Origin of the sequence: Moorella sp. E306M (assembly GCF_006538385.1) — a bacterium.
Classification (GTDB): domain Bacteria; phylum Bacillota; class DSM-521; order Neomoorellales; family Neomoorellaceae; genus Neomoorella.
The window spans coordinates 1,916,097-1,934,676 of record NZ_BJKO01000001.1; the positions used below are offsets into that span (position 1 = coordinate 1,916,097).

Annotated in this window: 16 protein-coding genes and 2 riboswitches; of the genes, 13 read left to right on the top strand and 3 right to left on the bottom strand. The window is 53.0% G+C overall.

Features of this window, described 5'->3' with window-relative positions:
• Positions 1 to 21: 21 nt before the first annotated feature.
• The 3 genes from FLZ89_RS09875 to FLZ89_RS09885 all read right to left on the bottom strand — a co-directional run bounded on the left by FLZ89_RS09875 (position 22) and on the right by FLZ89_RS09885 (position 4,867).
• Complete coding sequence (locus FLZ89_RS09875) at positions 22 to 3,252, bottom strand: FAD-dependent oxidoreductase (protein ID WP_141304895.1); 3,231 nt, start codon at positions 3,250 to 3,252, stop codon at positions 22 to 24.
• A gap of 7 nt (positions 3,253 to 3,259) precedes the next feature.
• Positions 3,260 to 4,474, bottom strand: a complete 1,215-nt coding sequence (locus FLZ89_RS09880) for a (Fe-S)-binding protein (RefSeq protein WP_141262697.1) — start codon at positions 4,472 to 4,474, stop codon at positions 3,260 to 3,262.
• Positions 4,475 to 4,552: 78 nt separating this feature from the next.
• The gene (locus tag FLZ89_RS09885; protein WP_141304896.1) at positions 4,553 to 4,867 is read right to left on the bottom strand and encodes a MerR family transcriptional regulator; all 315 of its coding nucleotides are present in this window, start codon (positions 4,865 to 4,867) and stop codon (positions 4,553 to 4,555) included.
• Between the two features lie 237 nt (positions 4,868 to 5,104).
• On the opposite strand from FLZ89_RS09885, the gene FLZ89_RS09890 reads away from it, so the two are divergent.
• The 13 genes from FLZ89_RS09890 to FLZ89_RS09950 all read left to right on the top strand — a co-directional run bounded on the left by FLZ89_RS09890 (position 5,105) and on the right by FLZ89_RS09950 (position 18,563).
• A complete protein-coding gene (locus tag FLZ89_RS09890; RefSeq protein ID WP_141262695.1) occupies positions 5,105 to 5,488 on the top strand; it encodes a MerR family transcriptional regulator in 384 nt (127 codons plus the stop codon).
• Between the two features lie 120 nt (positions 5,489 to 5,608).
• Positions 5,609 to 5,860: riboswitch (cobalamin riboswitch) on the top strand.
• 106 nt (positions 5,861 to 5,966) lie between these two features.
• Positions 5,967 to 8,084, top strand: coding sequence for a ribonucleoside triphosphate reductase (locus FLZ89_RS09895; RefSeq protein ID WP_141262694.1), 2,118 nt, complete (start codon positions 5,967 to 5,969; stop codon positions 8,082 to 8,084).
• A gap of 15 nt (positions 8,085 to 8,099) precedes the next feature.
• Positions 8,100 to 8,831, top strand: coding sequence for an anaerobic ribonucleoside-triphosphate reductase activating protein (locus FLZ89_RS09900; RefSeq protein WP_253256454.1), 732 nt, complete (start codon positions 8,100 to 8,102; stop codon positions 8,829 to 8,831).
• 87 nt (positions 8,832 to 8,918) lie between these two features.
• Positions 8,919 to 10,874: an NAD(P)/FAD-dependent oxidoreductase gene (locus FLZ89_RS09905; protein ID WP_141304897.1), complete on the top strand. Its 1,956-nt coding sequence runs from the start codon at positions 8,919 to 8,921 to the stop codon at positions 10,872 to 10,874.
• Between the two features lie 357 nt (positions 10,875 to 11,231).
• A complete protein-coding gene (locus FLZ89_RS09910; protein WP_216363873.1) occupies positions 11,232 to 12,086 on the top strand; it encodes a metal ABC transporter substrate-binding protein in 855 nt (284 codons plus the stop codon).
• 12 nt (positions 12,087 to 12,098) lie between these two features.
• Positions 12,099 to 12,824, top strand: coding sequence for a metal ABC transporter ATP-binding protein (locus FLZ89_RS09915; protein ID WP_141262692.1), 726 nt, complete (start codon positions 12,099 to 12,101; stop codon positions 12,822 to 12,824).
• A 92-nt stretch (positions 12,825 to 12,916) separates the two neighbouring features.
• A complete protein-coding gene (locus FLZ89_RS09920) occupies positions 12,917 to 13,741 on the top strand; it encodes a metal ABC transporter permease (RefSeq protein ID WP_172613541.1) in 825 nt (274 codons plus the stop codon).
• A gap of 40 nt (positions 13,742 to 13,781) precedes the next feature.
• Positions 13,782 to 14,387, top strand: coding sequence for a class I SAM-dependent methyltransferase (locus FLZ89_RS09925; RefSeq protein ID WP_141262691.1), 606 nt, complete (start codon positions 13,782 to 13,784; stop codon positions 14,385 to 14,387).
• A 283-nt stretch (positions 14,388 to 14,670) separates the two neighbouring features.
• On the top strand, positions 14,671 to 15,732 hold the full coding sequence (gene yedE / locus FLZ89_RS09930) for a YedE family putative selenium transporter (RefSeq protein ID WP_141262690.1): 1,062 nt from the start codon (positions 14,671 to 14,673) through the stop codon (positions 15,730 to 15,732).
• Between the two features lie 23 nt (positions 15,733 to 15,755).
• On the top strand, positions 15,756 to 16,307 hold the full coding sequence (locus tag FLZ89_RS09935) for a DUF3343 domain-containing protein (RefSeq protein ID WP_172613542.1): 552 nt from the start codon (positions 15,756 to 15,758) through the stop codon (positions 16,305 to 16,307).
• Positions 16,307 to 17,185: an NAD(P)H-hydrate dehydratase gene (locus FLZ89_RS09940; RefSeq protein WP_141264039.1), complete on the top strand. Its 879-nt coding sequence runs from the start codon at positions 16,307 to 16,309 to the stop codon at positions 17,183 to 17,185. The genes FLZ89_RS09935 and FLZ89_RS09940 overlap by 1 nt, the downstream gene beginning before the upstream one ends.
• A 28-nt stretch (positions 17,186 to 17,213) precedes the next feature.
• Positions 17,214 to 17,432 (top strand): sulfurtransferase TusA family protein, encoded by a 219-nt coding sequence (locus FLZ89_RS09945; protein WP_141304898.1) that lies wholly within the window; start codon positions 17,214 to 17,216, stop codon positions 17,430 to 17,432.
• A 178-nt stretch (positions 17,433 to 17,610) separates the two neighbouring features.
• Positions 17,611 to 17,746, top strand: a riboswitch (molybdenum cofactor riboswitch).
• An 88-nt stretch (positions 17,747 to 17,834) separates the two neighbouring features.
• Positions 17,835 to 18,563, top strand: a complete 729-nt coding sequence (locus FLZ89_RS09950; RefSeq protein ID WP_141262688.1) for a Rossmann-like domain-containing protein — start codon at positions 17,835 to 17,837, stop codon at positions 18,561 to 18,563.
• Positions 18,564 to 18,580 lie beyond the last annotated feature (17 nt).

Consider the following 18,580-nt stretch of genomic DNA (forward strand, 5'->3'; position numbering starts at 1 on the left):
AGCTGCACCCCTTTCCGGTTTTTAACCCAGGCAACTGGCCAGGCGCCCGTTATCCGGCATTGGTGGAGGGAGACGCAGAACCTTTACCGTTTCTTCGTCAATCCCGATTTCACCCAGTATCTTCTTGACACGGCGCCAGGCCTGCTCCTGGCAAAGCATAGGGTCGGGTCCAGAGCGCTGGCTGCCGAAGGCCCTGGCCGGCCGGAAGTGGCACTGGCCTTCAATGCAGCCCGTCAGCCAAATCTTCTGCGCGCCGGCTTCAATGGCCTTAAGCACCTCCAGGGTGCCAATCCGGCTTAAACACGGTACCTGCAATACAAAAACGTCATTCTGGCACTCCAGGCCAGCAGCATTTTCAAAGCTGGCATAAGCGCAGTAGCTGCAGGTGAAGATAACGGTAGGCAGCACCTTCCCTGGCTCATCTGGCAGGGCCTTGAGTTCAGCTTCCATTTCAGTATGACTGTAACCTGTAAGGGTAATGGCTTGCGCCGGGCATGCCGCCACGCAAGCGCCGCATCCCTGGCAGAGCAGGGGATCGATATAGGAACGGTGTTCCTTAATTGCAGGGGCACCATGGGGACAAACACGCACACAGGTAAGACAGGCCGCGCAGGCGCCTTCTACCCGGGCTACCCGTTCGGGAAGGGTTTGGCGCTCTTGCACCAGGAGGGCGGCCGCCTTTACGGCCGCGGCCTGCGCTGAAGCTATGGCTTCCTCGAGATTTTTAGGCCCTTCTGCCAGCCCGCAGGTGAAGATGCCTGGCACCGGCGTCTCAACAGTTTTTAATTTGGGATGGCTGGTAGCAAAGAAACCATTCTCGTCCAGGGGGATGTGGCATAAAGACGCCAGGCACCAATTCTCCGCCCGTGGCTCCATCCCGGTCGCCAGCACCAGGAGATCGGCATCAATGACAATTTCTTCGCCCAGAATGGGATCGTAAACCCGGACTTGTATTTTGCCCTCTGGTCCTGCTTTCTTTGCGGGCACCGTTACTTCCGGCGGCACTTCCAGGTTATAACGCAGGAACAGGATGCCCTGGGAGCGGGCGGTCTCGTACCACTGTTCCTGTAGGCCGTAGGTCATAATATCCCGGTTGAGCACGTATACATCAACTTCCGGGTTGATTTTCTTGAGTTCCAGGGCATTTTTTAAAGTTTCGCTGCAGCAGATCCGGCTGCAGTAAGGATGAGAGTCATCGCGGGAATCTACGCATTGAATAAAGACAACCTTTTGCAGGCTCTCCAGCCGCCGGCTCCGGGTTTTAAGCAGGTCTTCTAACTCCAGGCCGGTAATTGCTGCCGGGTGCTGGCCATACAAGTGCTGCCGCGGCTTCTTTTCTGCAGCACCGGTGGCAATAATAATTACGCCGTGCCGGATGTTTTCCTTTCGCCCGCCTGTGTCTTCTATCTCTGTAGTAAAACTTCCCAGCCGGCCGGTTATGGTCCTGGCTTGAGCGTTCAGGTGGATATGGATGCGGGGGTGTTTGCTGAGACGCTGGCTTAGCCTGGCCAGATATGCCTCAACGTCGGCGCCCTGTAAGGTGTACTGCAGGCGAAGGGCATTACCACCCAGTCGTCCCTCCTTTTCTACCAGGTGGACTTCCAAATCTAGATCGGCCAGGGTAAGGGCGGCAACCATGCCGGCCACCCCACCCCCGATTACCAGGGCGGCGGGTGTTATTGACCATTCCTCCACCATGCCGGCAGGAGCAGTCAATGCCCTGGCCGCTGCCATCCGCACCAGGTCCCTGGCTTTTCTGGTAGCGCGATCTTTCCTGCCACTGTAAATCCGGACCGCATGATCCAGGACATTAACCACCTTTGCTACATGGCCCGGCAGGCCGGCCTGCCGCAGATAAGTTTTTACCAGGGGTTCCAGAGCACGCGCGCTGCAGGCAGCTACTACAATACGGTTTAAGCTATGTTCCTTTATGGCCTGGCGTAATTGTTCGCCTGCCCCCCCGGCGCAAAGGAATAATCTTTCCACCCAGGCAACCCCAGGCAAGGAGCGGCTATATTCTTCCAGCTCCTTTAAATCCAGGCCGGCAGACAACTGGTCACACCCGCAGACAAAGACGCCGGTCCGCGGCGGGATACTATTGCCGCCAGGAAGTGAAACCAATTGTATTTTAGGGGGCAGGGAACTCCTATAAAATAAACCTGCTTCTTTTAGCCAGGAAGCGCAGGCAGCGGCAGCGGCCGAGCCCTGGGTGACGGCATCGATTACGTCGCAGGGGCCGCTAAAGGCGCCGGCGACAAATACTCCTTCCCGTGTGGTGGCCAAGGGAGAAAGGGTAGGGGACTGGCAGAAACCATAGGTATCGACCTTAATGTCCAGCTTGGCGGCGAGGTCCCGGGCGCCATCCGGCGGTCGCAAGCCGGTAGCCAGTACTGCCAGGTCAAATTCTTCGACGTTGATCTGGCCGTTTTCCCGGGCATAGCGAATGACCAGCCGGGGTTCTCCTGGAGACTGGATAATGCTGTGAATGCGGGAACGAACAAGCCTTAATCCGTATTCCCGCCGGGCCTTCTCCAGATATTCCTGGTAAGTTTTGCTGTAGGTACGCAGGTCCATGTAAAACAGGGTTATTTGCGGTAAAGGGAGTTTCAAATTAGCAGCGGTCTCATAAAGCATCAGGGCCTCCTTCAGGGCATACATACAGCAGACGGCCGAGCAGTAAGCCACTCCGTTGGCGGGATCGCGGGAGCCGGCACACTGGATGAAAGCCACCCGTTGCACCGGCTCTTTGCCCGGGGGACGGTGCGGGTACCCACTGTTAGCCAGCTGTTGCTCCAGCTCCAGGCCCGTCAAGACACCGCTATAACGGCCATAACCGTAACGGGCGTTTAAACTAGGGGGTAAATATTCCTCATAACCGGGACAAAGGATGATGGCAGCCACATTGATGGTTTCTTCCCGGCCCTGCCGGTTAAGATGGAGACAAAAATGGCCTGCTTTCCCGGTTAAGTTTTTAACTTCAGCACCGGTCAAGAGTACGATTTTATCTTCCCCGGCCAGCCTGATAAAGTGCGGGGAGCGTATACAGAAGAAACCATTCCAGGGCGTCATAGCGCAGGCGCTGCAGTCGTTGGTGGGAAAGGTCTTGGGTAAAATAGCCAGCTTGCCGCCCGGCCGGGCAGCGCGTTCTACCAGGATTACCTGGTAGCCGAGGCAGGCCAGGTCTAGAGCCGCCTGGACCCCGGCGATACCTGCTCCCAGTACGGCTACCGGCAACGAACCATTTTTAACCATCAATACCTCACTCCTTGCCATTAATTACGAGAGCGTCGGCTACCAGCTCGACTATGTTTTTCGCCTTAACATCGAGGTGATAATGACGGCATAAATCGTTCAATTGGTCAACGCAGTTATGGCAGGGAGTGGCGATAATCTTTGCTCCCGTGCGCCGGATCTGTTCTATTTTCACCTTTCCTTTAGCCATGCGTTCCTGGCCAAACTCGCTCAAAGAGAGCAGGCCGCCACCGCCGCCGCAGCAGTAGTTATTCTCACGGTTGGGTGTCATCTCCCGGAAATCTGCTACCGCCGCCCGGAGTATCTGCCGCGGTTCTTCAAAAATGCCCTCCTTGCGGCCTAGATTGCAGGGATCGTGATAGGTTACCGGTTCGCTGTTGCGGGAGGGGTCAAGGCGGATGCGGCCGTCTTGCAGGTATTCGGCCATGAGCTGGACGATACTGCGCACGCTGAAGGGGAGTTTGTACCCCAGCCACTGCTCCGGCCCCCAGCGAATGGCGCGGAAGGCATGGCCGCACTCGGTCATGATCAACTCCTGGCAGCCCAGGCGCTCCACCTCATCGGCCAGGCGTTGCACCAGGATAGCGCCGGCTTTGTCGTCCCCGGAGAAAAGGGCGTAGTTGGTCGCGTCCCAGTAGCGGCTGGAAAGGGTCCAGCTTTCGCCGGCGGCATGGAACACTTTGGCCGCCGCTAGAATGGAGAGGGGGAAGAACTTCGCTTCCCGCGGGTTGATAACGTACAATATCCTGGCGTCCTTCTTATCAACGGGTATTTCCGCCTCACTGCCGAACTCCGCCTGGAGCTCTTCCTGCATCCAGTCCAGGGTGTCGAGGTAATCCTCCTGGCTGATCCCCATATTATTGCCAGACTCTAGAGCCAGGTCTACCACTTTCTGCAGGTTTACGGGGACGCGGCCTTCTGCCGCCAGTTCCGACCGCATGGCCCGGACCAGGTCGCCCATATTCACGCCCACCGGGCAGTAGACTGTACAGCGGCCGCACATGGTGCAGAGCCAGATCATATCTGACGCCAGGAGCCGGTCTTCCATCCCCAAAAGGAGCAGGCGCACCATTTTACGGGGGTCTACGGGGGCGCCGATGTCGCCGGTAGGGCAGCCGCCGGTGCACACGCCGCAGGCCAGGCAGGTCTGCAGGCTGGCTCCGCCCATGGCCCGGGAGATTTTTGCAAGGCCAGGCGCTTCTGTAGCCAGCAAAATGGACATAAACAACACTCCTGGATAAAATTTAATGAATGGTGCTAGAAGTTAAAAAACGGATATTTCCTTGCCTTGTAACCCTGACTATACTTTCCGGTGGAACTGGTAGCCACAATACCAGTTTTTCTTTTGCCAGCAGGGACGCGCCCCTTCCTTTGGCTCTTCTAAAGGGGTGCTTATGCATTTGCCATCCTGCCAGCAGGGGTAAAAGGCGAGGTAATTAGGGAGGTTTGCGAGCCGGCAATGTTTGCCATCAAGGAGGCGTTTAATAAACATTAACCGTTGTAAGTCCAGTTCCGAATAGCAGCGCCGGCCGTTTTTCCTCATGGGAACAACCAGTCCCTTTCGTTCCCAGCGACGCAGGCGGTGGGGAGAAATATCTAAGACCTGGATAACCATACCGATGGGATACACCGGCCTTCTTCGCCCCGCTTACTATTGATCTTACTTATATCATATTTGTTGAACAAACCCATGTCAATAAACTTATAAAAAATCTTACAACAAAGTTATTTAGATATAGCAAAATTATGTTTTCAGATAGGAGAAAAGCGATACTTGATCTGGGATGATAAGTTAACGTAAAATAAAACTGCCAATAATTTATAAACTGATTGTTAAGCGAGGCGGCTTTTAATGCCTGAACAAATGTTATATACCATCAGCGTGGTCGCCGATTTACTGGGCATACAGCCGGGCACCCTGCGGGTCTGGGAAAGACATAAACTCATCCAGCCCGCACGCAAGAACGGGCGGCGCCTTTACTCAAATAATGACTTGAAACGGCTGCGCTTCATTCAAAAGCTCATCGATAAAGGCTTCAATTTAAACTCCATCAAACACTACCTGGCCTTCTATCCTTGCTGGTTATACGAGGACTGCCCGGCCTGCTCCCGGAAGACTGAACGCATAGGGTGCGCCAAGCCATGCTGGAAGGAGGAAGGGACTTACTGCCAGATCTCCTTTGACGATCCCTCCCTTTGTAATACCTGCCCCCATAGAAAACAGGAAACAAAGTAATTCCAGCAAGGAAAAATAGCCCCAGGTGAATAAAAACAGTGCTTAACCGGGGGATGAGAAGGTTATATAGCGGCAGGATTTTGCCTCATCTTTGTCGAAGATTACTGTGTTGAACATTACCAGAAAAGGATTCTCGCGGGTGCCAGGGAAGCCGGTGCAAGTCCGGCGCGGTGCCGCCACTGTGAGGGGGAGTACCTGCTAAAGGAGCCACTGGTCCAGCACTCAGCAAGATATTTACAGCTACGGGTTAATTTCTTATAGTATTAAGAAGTACCCGGAGTAGTGCATCTAAAGGAGCTGAGTGCTGGACTGGGAAGGCAGCAGGGAGCGTTGAACCCGAGCCAGGAGACCTGCCCGTGAGATTTCACCGTTAAACCACGGCCATGGTGAAGGTGAGGTAAGGGAGGATTTACCCCAGCTACGCAGGCGTGGTTGGGGTTTTTCATTCAGGCAGGCGAAAGGAGATTTAAATTTTATCATGATACCCAAGAAGATCATCAAGCGCGACGGCCGGGTAGTGGACTTTGACGAGGAGAGGATAATCAATGCTATTTACAAAGCGGCCCAGGCTGTCGGGGGCCAGGACCGCCGCCAGGCCAGCCAGCTGGCCAACCAGGTGACGGCCCTTCTGGCGGAAAAATTTGCCGACAGGCTGCCTACCGTCGAAGACGTGCAGGACCTGGTGGAAAAAGTATTGATTGAGAATGGCCATGCCCGGACGGCCAAGGCTTATATCCTTTACCGGCAACAACATGCGGAATGGCGGGATTTCCGCCACCTTCTGGTCAACGTGCAGGAAATGGTCCAGGGCTACCTGGACGGCCAGGACTGGCGGATTAATGAGAACAGCAACATGAATTATTCCCTCCAGGGCCTCAACAACCATATCATCGCCGCCGTCAGTTCCAGGTATTGGCTGGAAAAGGTCTACCCGCCGGCTATCCGCGAGGCCCATGAAAGGGGCGATATCCATATCCACGACCTGGGGTTGTTGGCGCCCTATTGCTGTGGCTGGGACCTGGCCGATTTACTGGAAAGCGGCTTTGCCGGCGTGGGGCAGAAGGTAGAAAGCGCGCCGCCCAGGCATTTCCGGACGGCCCTGGGGCAGATAGCCAATTTCTTTTATACTTTGCAGGGAGAAGCTGCCGGTGCCCAGGCCTTTTCCAACTTCGATACTTACCTCGCCCCTTTTATCCGTTACGACGGCCTGGACTACCGGGAAGTCAAGCAGGCCCTGCAGGAATTCATCTTTAACCTCAATGTACCCACCAGGGTGGGATTCCAGACGCCCTTTGTCAACCTGACCATGGATGTGGTTGTGCCGCAGATTTTAGCTAACGAGCCGGTGATTATCGGCGGCGAGCGCAGGAAAGAATGTTACGGCGACTTCCAGCAGGAGATGGACTGGCTGAATACGGCCTTCTGCGAGGTGATGATGGAGGGAGACGCCCGGGGCCGCATTTTTACCTTCCCCATACCTACCTACAATATCACACCGGATTTTCCCTGGGAAAGCCCGGTGGTAGAAAAAATCCTGGCCATGACGGCCAAATACGGCATCCCCTACTTCGCCAATTTTATCAATTCCGATTTAAAGCCCGAAGACGTGCGGAGTATGTGCTGTCGCCTGCGTCTGGATAACCGGGAACTCAAGAAACGCGGCGGCGGTCTCTTTGGGGCCAACCCCCTCACCGGGTCGATAGGTGTAGTCACCATAAATTTGCCCCGACTGGGTTATCTTTCTAAAACGAAGGAAGAATTTTTCACCGGCCTCAAAGCGAAGATGGACCTGGCCAAAGAGAGCTTGCTTCTCAAACGCAATATCCTGGAAAAATTTACTGAGCAAGGGCTTTATCCTTACTCCCGGTTCTATTTGCGGCAGGTTAAAGAACGCTTCGGCAGGTACTGGGAGAACCATTTTAACACCATCGGTATCGTGGGCATGCACGAGGCCCTCCTGAATTTTATAGGGAAAGGTATTAATACCCGCGAGGGAAGGGGTCTGGCTTTAGAAATCCTGGACTTCATGCGTTCTGTCCTGGCCACCTACCAGGTAGAAACCGGCCAGCTCTTCAACCTGGAAGCCACGCCGGCGGAGGGGACGTCCTACCGTCTGGCGCGGCTGGACAAACGCAATTATCCCGACATCTTCACTTCCGGAACAGAGGAGCCGTATTATACCAATTCCACCCATCTGCCGGTCGGCTACACCGACGACGTGTTTACCGCCCTGGAGCACCAGGACGAGCTGCAGCTAAAATATACCGGAGGTACGGTCTTTCACGCCTACCTGGGGGAAAGGGTGACAGATACAGCAACCTGCCGGCGTTTTCTGCAGACGGTGATGGATAATTTCCGCCTGCCGTATTTCACCATTACTCCTACCTTCAGCATCTGCCCCGAGCACGGGTATCTTTCCGGCGAGCAGTGGACATGCCCGGCCTGCGGCCGGGAAACGGAGGTCTGGAGCCGGATCGTCGGCTATTACCGGCCGGTGAAGAACTGGAATAAAGGCAAGCAGGAGGAGTTCCGGGAGCGGCGTGGCTTCCGTCCTGTCTCCTGCGACGACGAACAAACACGCCAGGCGGCAGTTTAGGAAAGGCTGGATAATATGACGGCCATTGCCTGTTTTAAGGAAATGATCCCTATCGCCATTAGAGGCATCCAGCAAACGAGCCTGGTGGACTTCCCCGGCGAGGTTTGCACTACCGTCTTTTTGGGCGGGTGCAATTTCCGCTGCCCTTGGTGCCACAATGCCGACCTGGTGCTGCGCCCTGCTACTTTGCCGGAAGTCAGCCCGGCGGAGGTTTTAAACCTGTTGCTTCGGCGCCGCTCCTGGGTGCAGGCCGTTTGTATAACCGGGGGTGAGCCAACCCTGGCGCCGGGCCTGGAGGAATTTATCCGGTCACTGAAATCCCACGGTTTTAAAGTCAAACTGGATACCAACGGTTCACAGCCTGATGTTATAGCCAGGCTGCTGGCCGGTGACCTCCTGGACTATGTGGCCATGGACATAAAAGCGCCGCCGGAGAAGTATGACCTTTTAACCGGCACCAGGGCGAACCTGGAGGCTGTAAAGGAAAGTATTGCTCTCATTAAAAACAGCCGGGTTGCTTATGAATTTCGTACCACGGTAGTTCCCGGCCTGTTAATGGAGGAAGATTTCCTGGCCATAGGCCGGCTGCTGCGTGGAGCACGGCGTTACGTACTACAGCAGTACCAGCCCGCCGGAACGTTACTGGATGCAGATTTCCAGGCGCTCCGGCCTTATCCAGGGGCAACCTTGCAGAGCATGGCGCAAAAATTGCATCCATTTATTCACAAGGTAGATGTTAGAAATTAGAACTAAACGGGAAAAATAATTGACAATAGCTTCTACCTTAAGTTATAGTAGATAGTAGTAACAATCACAAAGTAGGGTGGGAGTAATATGACATACTTTCCAAACCTTTTTTCGGAAGGTAAAATAGGAAACCTGGTAATCCGGAACCGCATTGTCATGCCACCGATGGCCACAAATCTTGCCAATGAGGACGGATCAGTAAGCCAGAGGCTTATTGACTATTACGTAGCACGTGCGAGGGGTGGGGTAGGACTTATAATCTTAGAAAATGTACAGATAGATTACCCCCGGGGCAAAAATATTGCTTGTCAGTTGCGGCTCGATGATGATAAGTACATGACCGGATTTTTTGAGCTGGCAGAAGCTGTCCACAACTATGGTGCTAAAATCTTTATGCAGATACACCATGCTGGTCGTCAGACCACTCCTGGTATAACAGAGGGGCTTCAACCGGTAGCTCCCTCTCCGGTTCCTTGTTCATTTCTTGGTACTCAACCGCGGGAGCTTACAATCAACGAAATCGAAGAGTTAATCCAGAAATTCGTTAATACGGCTGTGAGAGCTAAAGGAGCCATGTTTGACGGGATAGAACTGCATGGCGCCCATGGGTATCTTATTGGACAGTTCATGTCACCGCGGACAAACCGGCGAGTCGACAAATATGGCGGTAGCTTTGAGAGAAGGATGCGCTTCCCGTTGGAGATAATCAGAAGGATTAAGGAAGCTGTGGGAGAAGACTACCCGATCAGTTTCCGCTTCAGCGCTGACGAATTTGTCGAGGACGGCAATACTTTAGAAGAGGGCAAACAAATAGCTAAGATGCTAGAGGATGCAGGCGTCCATGTATTACATGTAAGTTCGGGCATATATGAATCAATGCCTACACTTCTGGAGACTTCGAGGTTCGAACAGGGATGGCGAGTATATCTGGCAGAAGAAATCAAGAAGGTAGTCAGTATCCCGGTAATTACAGTGGGCGTGATTCGTGAACCGGAGTTTGCTGAAAAAGTCATTGCTGAAGGAAGAGCGGATTTTGTAGCTATTGGTCGTGGCTTGATCGCTGATCCGGAATGGGCTCAGAAAGCTAAAGAGGGACGGCACAATGAGATACGAAAGTGTATTTCTTGCAACATTGGGTGTATAGGCGGTCGAGTGTTCCATAATCTCCGCCTCCGTTGTACGGTTAACCCAGTGACGGGCCACGAGGGTGTATACAGTGAGATTAAGCAAGCCCCTGTAAAGAAGAAAGTGGTAGTTGTCGGTGGAGGCCCGGCAGGTATGCAGGCAGCTATTACGGCAGCCAAACGAGGTCACCAGGTTATCCTCTATGAAAAAAGGGAACAACTGGGGGGGCAGCTGGGGATTGCTTCGGCGGCGCCAGGGAAAGCTAAAATTAATTGGTTCCGTGATTGGCTTGAGGCGGAGCTTTCAAGGGCGGGCGTAGAAATCAGAAGCGGTGTTGCTGCCGATGCTGAGACTATTGCAGCGCTTTCCCCGGACTATGTGATCCTTGCTACGGGGTCTGAACCTGTAGTACCCAGGATTAAAGGTGCGGAGAGTGAAAGTACGTTTGTCGTCCAGGCATGGGATGTACTTGCCGGGAAGCTATCTTTCGAAAAAGATGAAGAAGTTGTTGTCGTTGGTGGGGGATTAGTAGGTTGCGAAACTGCCCATTATCTGGCTGAAAAAGGAGCCAAAGTTACTGTGGTTGAAATGTTACCCGATGTAGCTATAGATATGGAGCCGATCAGCCGCTTTGATATAATGCAGCAACTCACCAGGCTCGGTATCACAATAAGGACAAGCAATATGGTTACTGAGATCACTCCTGAAGGTGTATCTGTAGTTGGTAAAGAAGGAAAACAGGACTTCATACGCGGCCGTAGGGTTGTATTAGCTATTGGACAGTCACCTGTAGGAAAAGAACTTAATAAAGCTTTGGAGGATAAAGGTATTCCTGTAAGAGTGATTGGAGACGCTGGGAATGTTGGTAAAATCATTGATGCGGTTTCCAGCGGTTTCCAGGCAGCCTGGCAAGTATAGTCTTTATTCACGTATAGTTAAAGCCTCGCATAGAGAGATAAAACCTCTTATGCGAGGCATTTTTTGATTCACCCGGTACTGGGGCATTAAACGTTTTTCACCGGCGGTGCCGTGACGGCGGGGGCATCAGCACAAATGAGGGAAAGGGCCGTTTTTTGCTGTTCAGAAGCCTCCAAAGGAGGAATTTTTAAACCAGTGACGAATATAACTAACGGGTAAATTACCTGGCAGGTAGCCAGGGTAAAAAGAGAACCATGGAGGTTCTTCGCCGGCGCGGAGCTGCTTCCATGGTTTTTTGTTTGCCAGGAATAGGCTCCGGGCCAGAACTGCATTCCAAAGTTTTGGGAGGTCGATATTATGTTTTCCTCAAGAAATATGGCTCGTTTCATGGCCAATATCGTTTTACTGTTCCTTTTGCTATTTGTTGTTACTGGTTGTAATTCCCGGCAGACGAGTAATAAGCTTAAGGTAGTAACCGGCACCTCTCTTTTGATGACTGCTGTGCAGGAAGTAGGTAAGGACAAGGTGGAAGTAAAGAATATTATCCCGCCGGCTTCCTGCCCCGGACACTTCGACATCAAGCCTTCCGATGTAGCCGTACTTAGCCAGGCCCGGGTTTTCCTGATGCATGACTGGCAGGGTAAACTTTTTACCAAAGAATTGGTGGCTTCCGCCAATAATCCCCAGTTAGAAGTAGTTCCGGTGGCAGTAAAGGGTAACTGGATGGCACCACCGGTATGGCAGCAGGCGTTACAGGCAGTAGCCAGTATACTCGCAGAGAAAGACCCGGCTAATAAAGATTACTATAAGGCTAAGGCCCAGGAAGCTGTTGACCAGGCAGCCAGGGTGGGACAAGAAACGCAGGCCCGCCTGCAGGCAGCGGGCGCGGGGAACTTGAAAGTTCTTTGCTCCGACCAGCAAGAGGACTTTGTTCGCTGGGCCGGTTTCCAGGTTATAGGTACTTATGGCCGTCCGGAAGAACTTACACCGCAGCGGGTAAAGGAACTGGTAGATAAGGGCCGGCAGGCAGGTGTGCAATTAATAATTGATAATCTCCAGAGCGGGCCGGATGCCGGCGCCGGTATTGCTAAGGAACTGGGAATACCCAGGGTTACTATTTCCAACTTTCCCGGCGGCCTCCCTGGAACAGATAAATGGGACCAGGCTTTACAAAAAAACGTCGAATTGCTGCTGGCGGCCCTCCCCAAATAGGGAAGAAAAGCAATGGTACCAGTAGTTATTAAAATTAAAAATGCCGTGGTGTCCTATCGTGAAGATGTAGCGCTGCGTGGCGTGTCGCTAGAAGTTAAAGCAGGGGAACTAATAGGGATCATTGGTCCCAATGGGGCCGGGAAAACGACACTGCTAACTCTGGTCAATGGCCTGGGACATTTGCTCCAGGGAGAAGTGTGGGTGCTGGGCCATAACCTGGCTCGTGGCTGCCCGGCGGCCCTGCGCAGTAAAATCGGCTACGTCCCCCAGTTGCCGGCCATCGATCCCCGGATGCCGGTAACGGCCAGGGAAGTAGTCATGATGGGGCGTTACGGACGGCTGGGCTTTTTCCGCCGGCCGGGACCCGGCGATTGGCAGGTAGTAGACCGCATGCTGGAGCTGGTAGGTATGACGGCTTTGGCCGGGCGTCCCATCGGCCATCTTTCCGGCGGCGAACAACAGCGGGTAGCCATCGCCCGCGCCCTGGCCCAGGAACCGTCAATTCTCCTGCTGGATGAACCCACCGCTTCCCTGGACCGGCGGGCGCAGCAGCAGATATTACAGCTGGTACAACGTATTCATAAGGAACGCAACTTAACTACTTTAATGGTTACCCATTCCCTGACAGGGTTGACTGAATTGTGCGACCGCCTGGTGCTCATGAAAAAAGGGCGTATTTGGAAAACAGGAAACCCGGAAGAGCTTCTCCAGGACAGGGTGCTGGAGCAGCTATTTTAACTTGCTTGAAAATAGCAACTGCCATTTTCATCCTCTCGTAGTGCCGCCTGCCGGCCTGGGTGTTTCAAATTAATTTTAGGAAGAAGCAGGAAATGTGTATTTTAAGCTACAAGTTTATGCAGGAGGCCTTGCTGGCCGGCCTGCTGGCCGGCGTAGCCTGCTCCTTAATCGGCGTTTTTGTCGTTACTATGCACCTTTCTTTTATTGGGGTTTCCCTTTCCCATGCCGCCTTTGCCGGGGCCCTCTTTGCTACCTGGCTGGGCTTTGAACCATTGCTGGGAGCCATACTCTTCAGCCTGATAGGGGCGGCTGTCATCGGGCCCCTGGCCGACCGGGGCGAATTTAACCTCGATACGCCCATCGGCATCATATTTTCCATAACTATGGGTCTGGCTTTCCTTTTTATGGGCCTATTGCCCGGTCCCAAAACCCAGGCCTTAGAACTCCTATGGGGCAGTATCCTGACGGTCACGACAGCGGATCTCTGGCTACTGGCCGTGGTGACGATCATAGTTACCGGGCTGGTTGTCATGTTTTTTAAAGAGATCCAGGCGGTTATCTTTCACCGGGAAATGGCCCGGGCGGTAGGCATACCTGCCGACGCCATCTTTTACAGTATCCTTTTTCTTACCGGAGCAACGGTAACCGCTTCCCTGCGCAGCATTGGCGGGCTGTTAATTTTTAATCTGATTTTAAATCCGGCAGCCGCTGCTTACCAACTCACCTATAGCTTGAAACGCATGTTCTTCCTGGCGGCGCTTTTTGGTGTCCTTTCCTGCTGGGCCGGGCTTGGTGTTTCATATATCCTGGATGTTCCCAGCGGGGCGGCGATAGTCCTTACTTCGGCGGTTATTTTTGTCCTGGCAACAATTTTCTCCCCGAAACGCAAGGTAAAACAGTGGCAAGAAAATGAGTGATTGCGGGTTAAAACAATATGCGAGCGCAGGAGGGAGTTATATGCTTACCCACCGCGAGTATTTTAACAGCAAGGCTGATATTTGGGACAGCCTGTGTGCGCCGGAAGAAAAAGCCAAGCTGGAAACAATTATTAAAGGATTGAACATTGCTCCCGGCAGCACGGTGTTAGATGTGGGTTGCGGCACAGGGATATTAATTCCCTATTTACTGGCTGCCGTAGGCCCTGCTGGCCGGATAGTGGCCCTGGATATAGCCGAGGCCATGCTGGAACGGGCGCAAAGTAAAGGGTTCCCCGCTAATGTGGAGTTCATTTGCGCCGACGTTGTTTCCATACCCTATCCGGATGCTACTTTCGACGAGGTTATCTGCAACTCGGCTTTCCCCCATTTTCCCCATAAACTTAAGGCCTTAAAAGAGATGGCCCGGGTGTTGAAACCAGGCGGGCGGGTGGTTATCTGCCATACGAAAGCAAGGGAAACCATAAATAATTTGCATAGATCCCTGGGGGGCGTTATAGCCGGGGACCAGATCCCGCCGGGCAACGAAATGATGGGTATGCTGGTAGCTGCCGGGTTAACGGAAATAGAGATTGACGAGGGTCTTGATTATTACCTGGCATCTGGGTTCAAGGCGAGGTATGAGTAATCGCTAAACTACCAGCAGGATTTTTTGTACGGTTCAGAGACCCTTTTAGAGTTTGTTTAAAAGGTCTCTGAACCATTTTTTATTTTTAGAGCTCTGTTTTGTTTCATAGGTATAACAAAAAGTCATATAAAATATGAAGGAATATCCTTCCGGCGGATAGAAATGGTTATAGACAAGTGACCAATATACCGATCGAATAAAAGGAGGCAAGGGGGGGTGGCAAATCCTTTAATCATTTTATATTTATCCCTATTAATTTTATAACCGGAGGTGTTTTAAATAAATGAATAGGGTTTTTTCACCAAAAAACTTCATGATTATGGCAGGGTTTGTTGGCGGTGCCCTGGCAGCCTTTATGAGCTACCTTGGCAATCCCGCCAATATGGGCATTTGTATCGCCTGTTTCTACCGGGACATTGCCGGCGCCCTGGGTCTGCACCGGGCAGCGATAGTCCAGTATTTGCGGCCGGAAATTATGGGGATCGCTTTAGGGGCCTTCCTGTCCGCCATTGTTTTCGGTGAATTCCGGGCCCGCGGTGGCTCAGCACCCCTGGTGCGGTTCTTTTTGGGCGCCTTTTTCATGATAGGTGCCCTGGTGTTTTTAGGATGCCCGGTAAGGGCTGTATTGCGCCTTGCCGGCGGTGACTTGAACGCTGTCGCCGGCTTGGCGGGGGTAGTGGCAGGCGCCCTGGTGGGCATTTATTTTCTTAAGAAAGGTTTCAACTTGGGCCGCTGGCAATCTACCTATACAGCGGCCGGCTGGTTGATGCCGCTCTTTATGCTGGGGTTGCTCCTTCTTGCTATTGCCAAACCCTCATTTATTTTCTTCAGCAAGGAAGGCCCCGGCGCTGCCCATGCCCTGTTGGGAGTATCCCTGGCGGCAGGTTTAATTATCGGTTTTTTAGCCCAGAGAACCAGGATGTGTTTTGTCGGCGGCTGGCGCGATCTTTTCCTGGTAAAGGATACCTACCTCTTCAGTGGCATCGCGGCCTTTTTTGCGGGGGCTCTTGTAGTTAACGCCATCCTTGGTAAAATTAACATAGGTTTTGCGGGCCAGCCCGTGGCCCATACAAATCAATTATGGAATTTTTTAGGAATGGCCCTGGCCGGACTTACCGCTACCTTGCTGGGCGGCTGTCCATTACGGCAAACAGTTCTCGCCGGTGAAGGTGACACCGACGCGGGAGTGGTTATAATGGGCATGCTGGCAGGGGCTGCCTTTGCCCACAATTTCCAAATTGCCTCTAGCCCCCAGGGCCCCGGCCCCTTCGGGCCCACAGCTGTAATAATAGGTCTGGTTTTCGCCGCCGGCGTCGGGTTCTTTATGCGGGAGAGTCTAGATTAACGTAATAAGCGGGGGAATGCCAAATGGTTTTAAGCTGGCTGAAAAAAAGCTTAGAGGCCCGGGCCGGAACTGCTGACGCCAGGGGTTTGGTGATTTTCACTACGGTGGAGGAAGCTATGAAAGCCGAAAAGGTGTTGAAAAAAGCCGGCTTCGACTGCAAACTGGTAGCGCCCCCGCCCGATATGCGCAAAGGCTGCGACCTGGCCCTGGAAATCGACCTGGTCGAGCAAACGGCAGTAGCCAGGACCCTTACCGGCAGGGTGTCCTTCATGGGTATTTATCCCTTCAAGGGCGAGATGGAACCCCTACAGGTAGAAAAAGTAACCCGGTTTGCCGAGCACATTATGATAAAGTTAGGTAATATGAAACTTGTTTTTGATATAAAGACAGGTGTGATAGTTAATATTTCCGGTGGAGGGTGTCCCGATATCCCCTATCTTTATACCAGGCTGGTGGGCACCCACCTGGCTGCAGCCCCCCGGCCCAAGGACGAAGGCCGTACCCTGTGCGCCCTGATGCTCGACCGCGCCCTGGAAAAGGCTTTAGAAATTTGGAAAGGGGTAGCGCTCAATTGATGCTTATTGCCGGGACCGTCCCAGTAACAGACATGCCCCTGATCCTTGGCCGGGTGGAAAAGGAAGGAGAAAAACTTCGGGTCGACGGCCATTATTTGCCCTGTACCCAGGGGACAATGGCCATGGTAAGTGCGGCTCTGGCCACTACCTGTCACCTCGGGCTGGAACCGCCCCGGGTATTGCTGGCAGGCGATATTGGCACAGGAAAAGGAAGCAGGTTGATTTATCAGTATCTAATAGAACATATAGAGGAGCTGGCGCCCAGGGTTTTAGCTCTCCATTATTGTCTACCCATCGTTACGTTAATGCAAAAGCTCTATACCGCAGTAGAAAAATGCCGCCCCCGGCCGGTGCTAATTGCCGATGCCGGCTCCATGTATGCGGCAAAGGCGGCAGGTGTAGCGCCCCACTTTGATATTTTCACCCCGGACCCCAGTGAAATTGCTTTCCTGGCCGACCCGGAAGCCGTTCACCCGGCTTATATCAGCCGTCATCTGTTCGAGGATGCCTTCGCCCGCGTACCCGAACTAATTAAACACGCTTATGCTAACGGGGGTGCGGCCAAATGCCTCCTGGTTAAAGGAGCTGTCGATTATATAGTAAAAGATGGGGTTATCGTTGATGAGATTAAAGAGCCGGATATCCCCCAAATGGAGTGCATAGGCGGCACGGGAGATACCATCACCGGTATGGTCACTGCTTTTGCTTATGCTGAACTGGATCCGGACCAGGCGGCCAGCATCAGCGCAAAAGCCAACCGGGTAGCAGGCCAGAGGGCAAACCCGACGCCTGCCACCAGTGTTGCTGAAATCATCGACCAGTTGCCAGTCGTTTTCAGGGAAAATCTCTGCAGCTGGAGCGGTATTTGCACGAGGTAACTTCAGAATAAAAGGAGGAGATGTTTTTATGGTGGAAGTTGATGTGCGCGGGCTTTCCTGTCCCATACCTGTTGTAAAGACGAAAAAGGCCATGGAACAAAACCCGGGCCAAACCCTGGCAGTATTGACCGATAACGAGACCACCAAAGAAAACGTATCCCGCCTGGCAGAAAACCGGGGTTATCAGGTCCAGGTGGAAAAGGTGGCCGGTGGCTACCGGCTATTGTTGACCCCCAATAAAAGCTAAATTGGCTTCCTTCAATATGAAATCCCTGGTATAGAATAGATGCCAGGGGTTATTTTTTACTCTGTTTGCCACCTCCCACAGCAGCACCAGGGAATCTGTTTTAGGCGGTATTATAAAATTAGAACTACCGGCAGGAATTTGCTATCTTACAGCGAATAATATAAAGAACATATGCTTAAATATTTACATCCTCCGAGCCATCCTGCCTAAAGGAACAACCCATGGCAGGTTGGCCTGGACCGCTGGTCCACGGGGTGTACCGGGAAACGGGTATGCCTTCCAGGTATTGAAAAGGAGGGGGTTGGCTATAAGAGAGCTCTCGCTTTTTAAGTTAAACCCCGCTCCGCCGTGGAGACGGGGTTTTTAATTTATTGCTGATTAACAGGAAAGGAGATAGCTTCGATGCATTTCTTAGAAGGCATCAGAGAAAAATTTTACAGGCTGGTAAAAGACAGGCACCTGAGCGGTGAGGAAGAAATCCAGGTGGTCAGCGCCCGACCCCTCACGCCTGAAGAAGCCATCGGCCGGCCGGAACGCCAGGACTTCCCTCTCTTGAAAGGTAAAGAAGTGATGCTCCAGGCCACCTTTGCTGGCGCGGTGGGGCAGGCATATACCGATATGCCGGGGAATTACCAGGGCACCCTGAAGGATGTCCTTTCCCTACCACTGCGTAACAACTACGAACGGGCCATATTTATAGCCACCCTGAACGCCGTGATGCGGCATTTCAAGCTGGTAGACAAGACCATCCACTGCCGTGATCAAGAACCGGGGCTGTGTGCTGCCCGCCTGGTAGAATATGTCCGGGAGCGTTTCGGCAACCCCCGGATTGCTTTTATCGGCCTGCAGCCGGCCATGGTGGCCAGCCTGGCCGGTCATTTTCCCATCCGGGTAACCGACCTGGACCCGGATAATGTCGGTCAGCGCAAAAACGGGGTTATGATAGAAGACGCCCGGTATACAGAGGAAATTATTGAATGGAGCGACCTGGTACTGGCGACCGGTACGACAGCGGTAAATGATACCCTGACAGCGATAGTGGGCCGGAAACCGGTTATCTTTTACGGGGTAACCATCAGCGGTATTGCCCGCCTGGCCGGTTACGAGCAGTATTGTTCTTTTGGGCATTGATTGTTGGAATGGAGGAG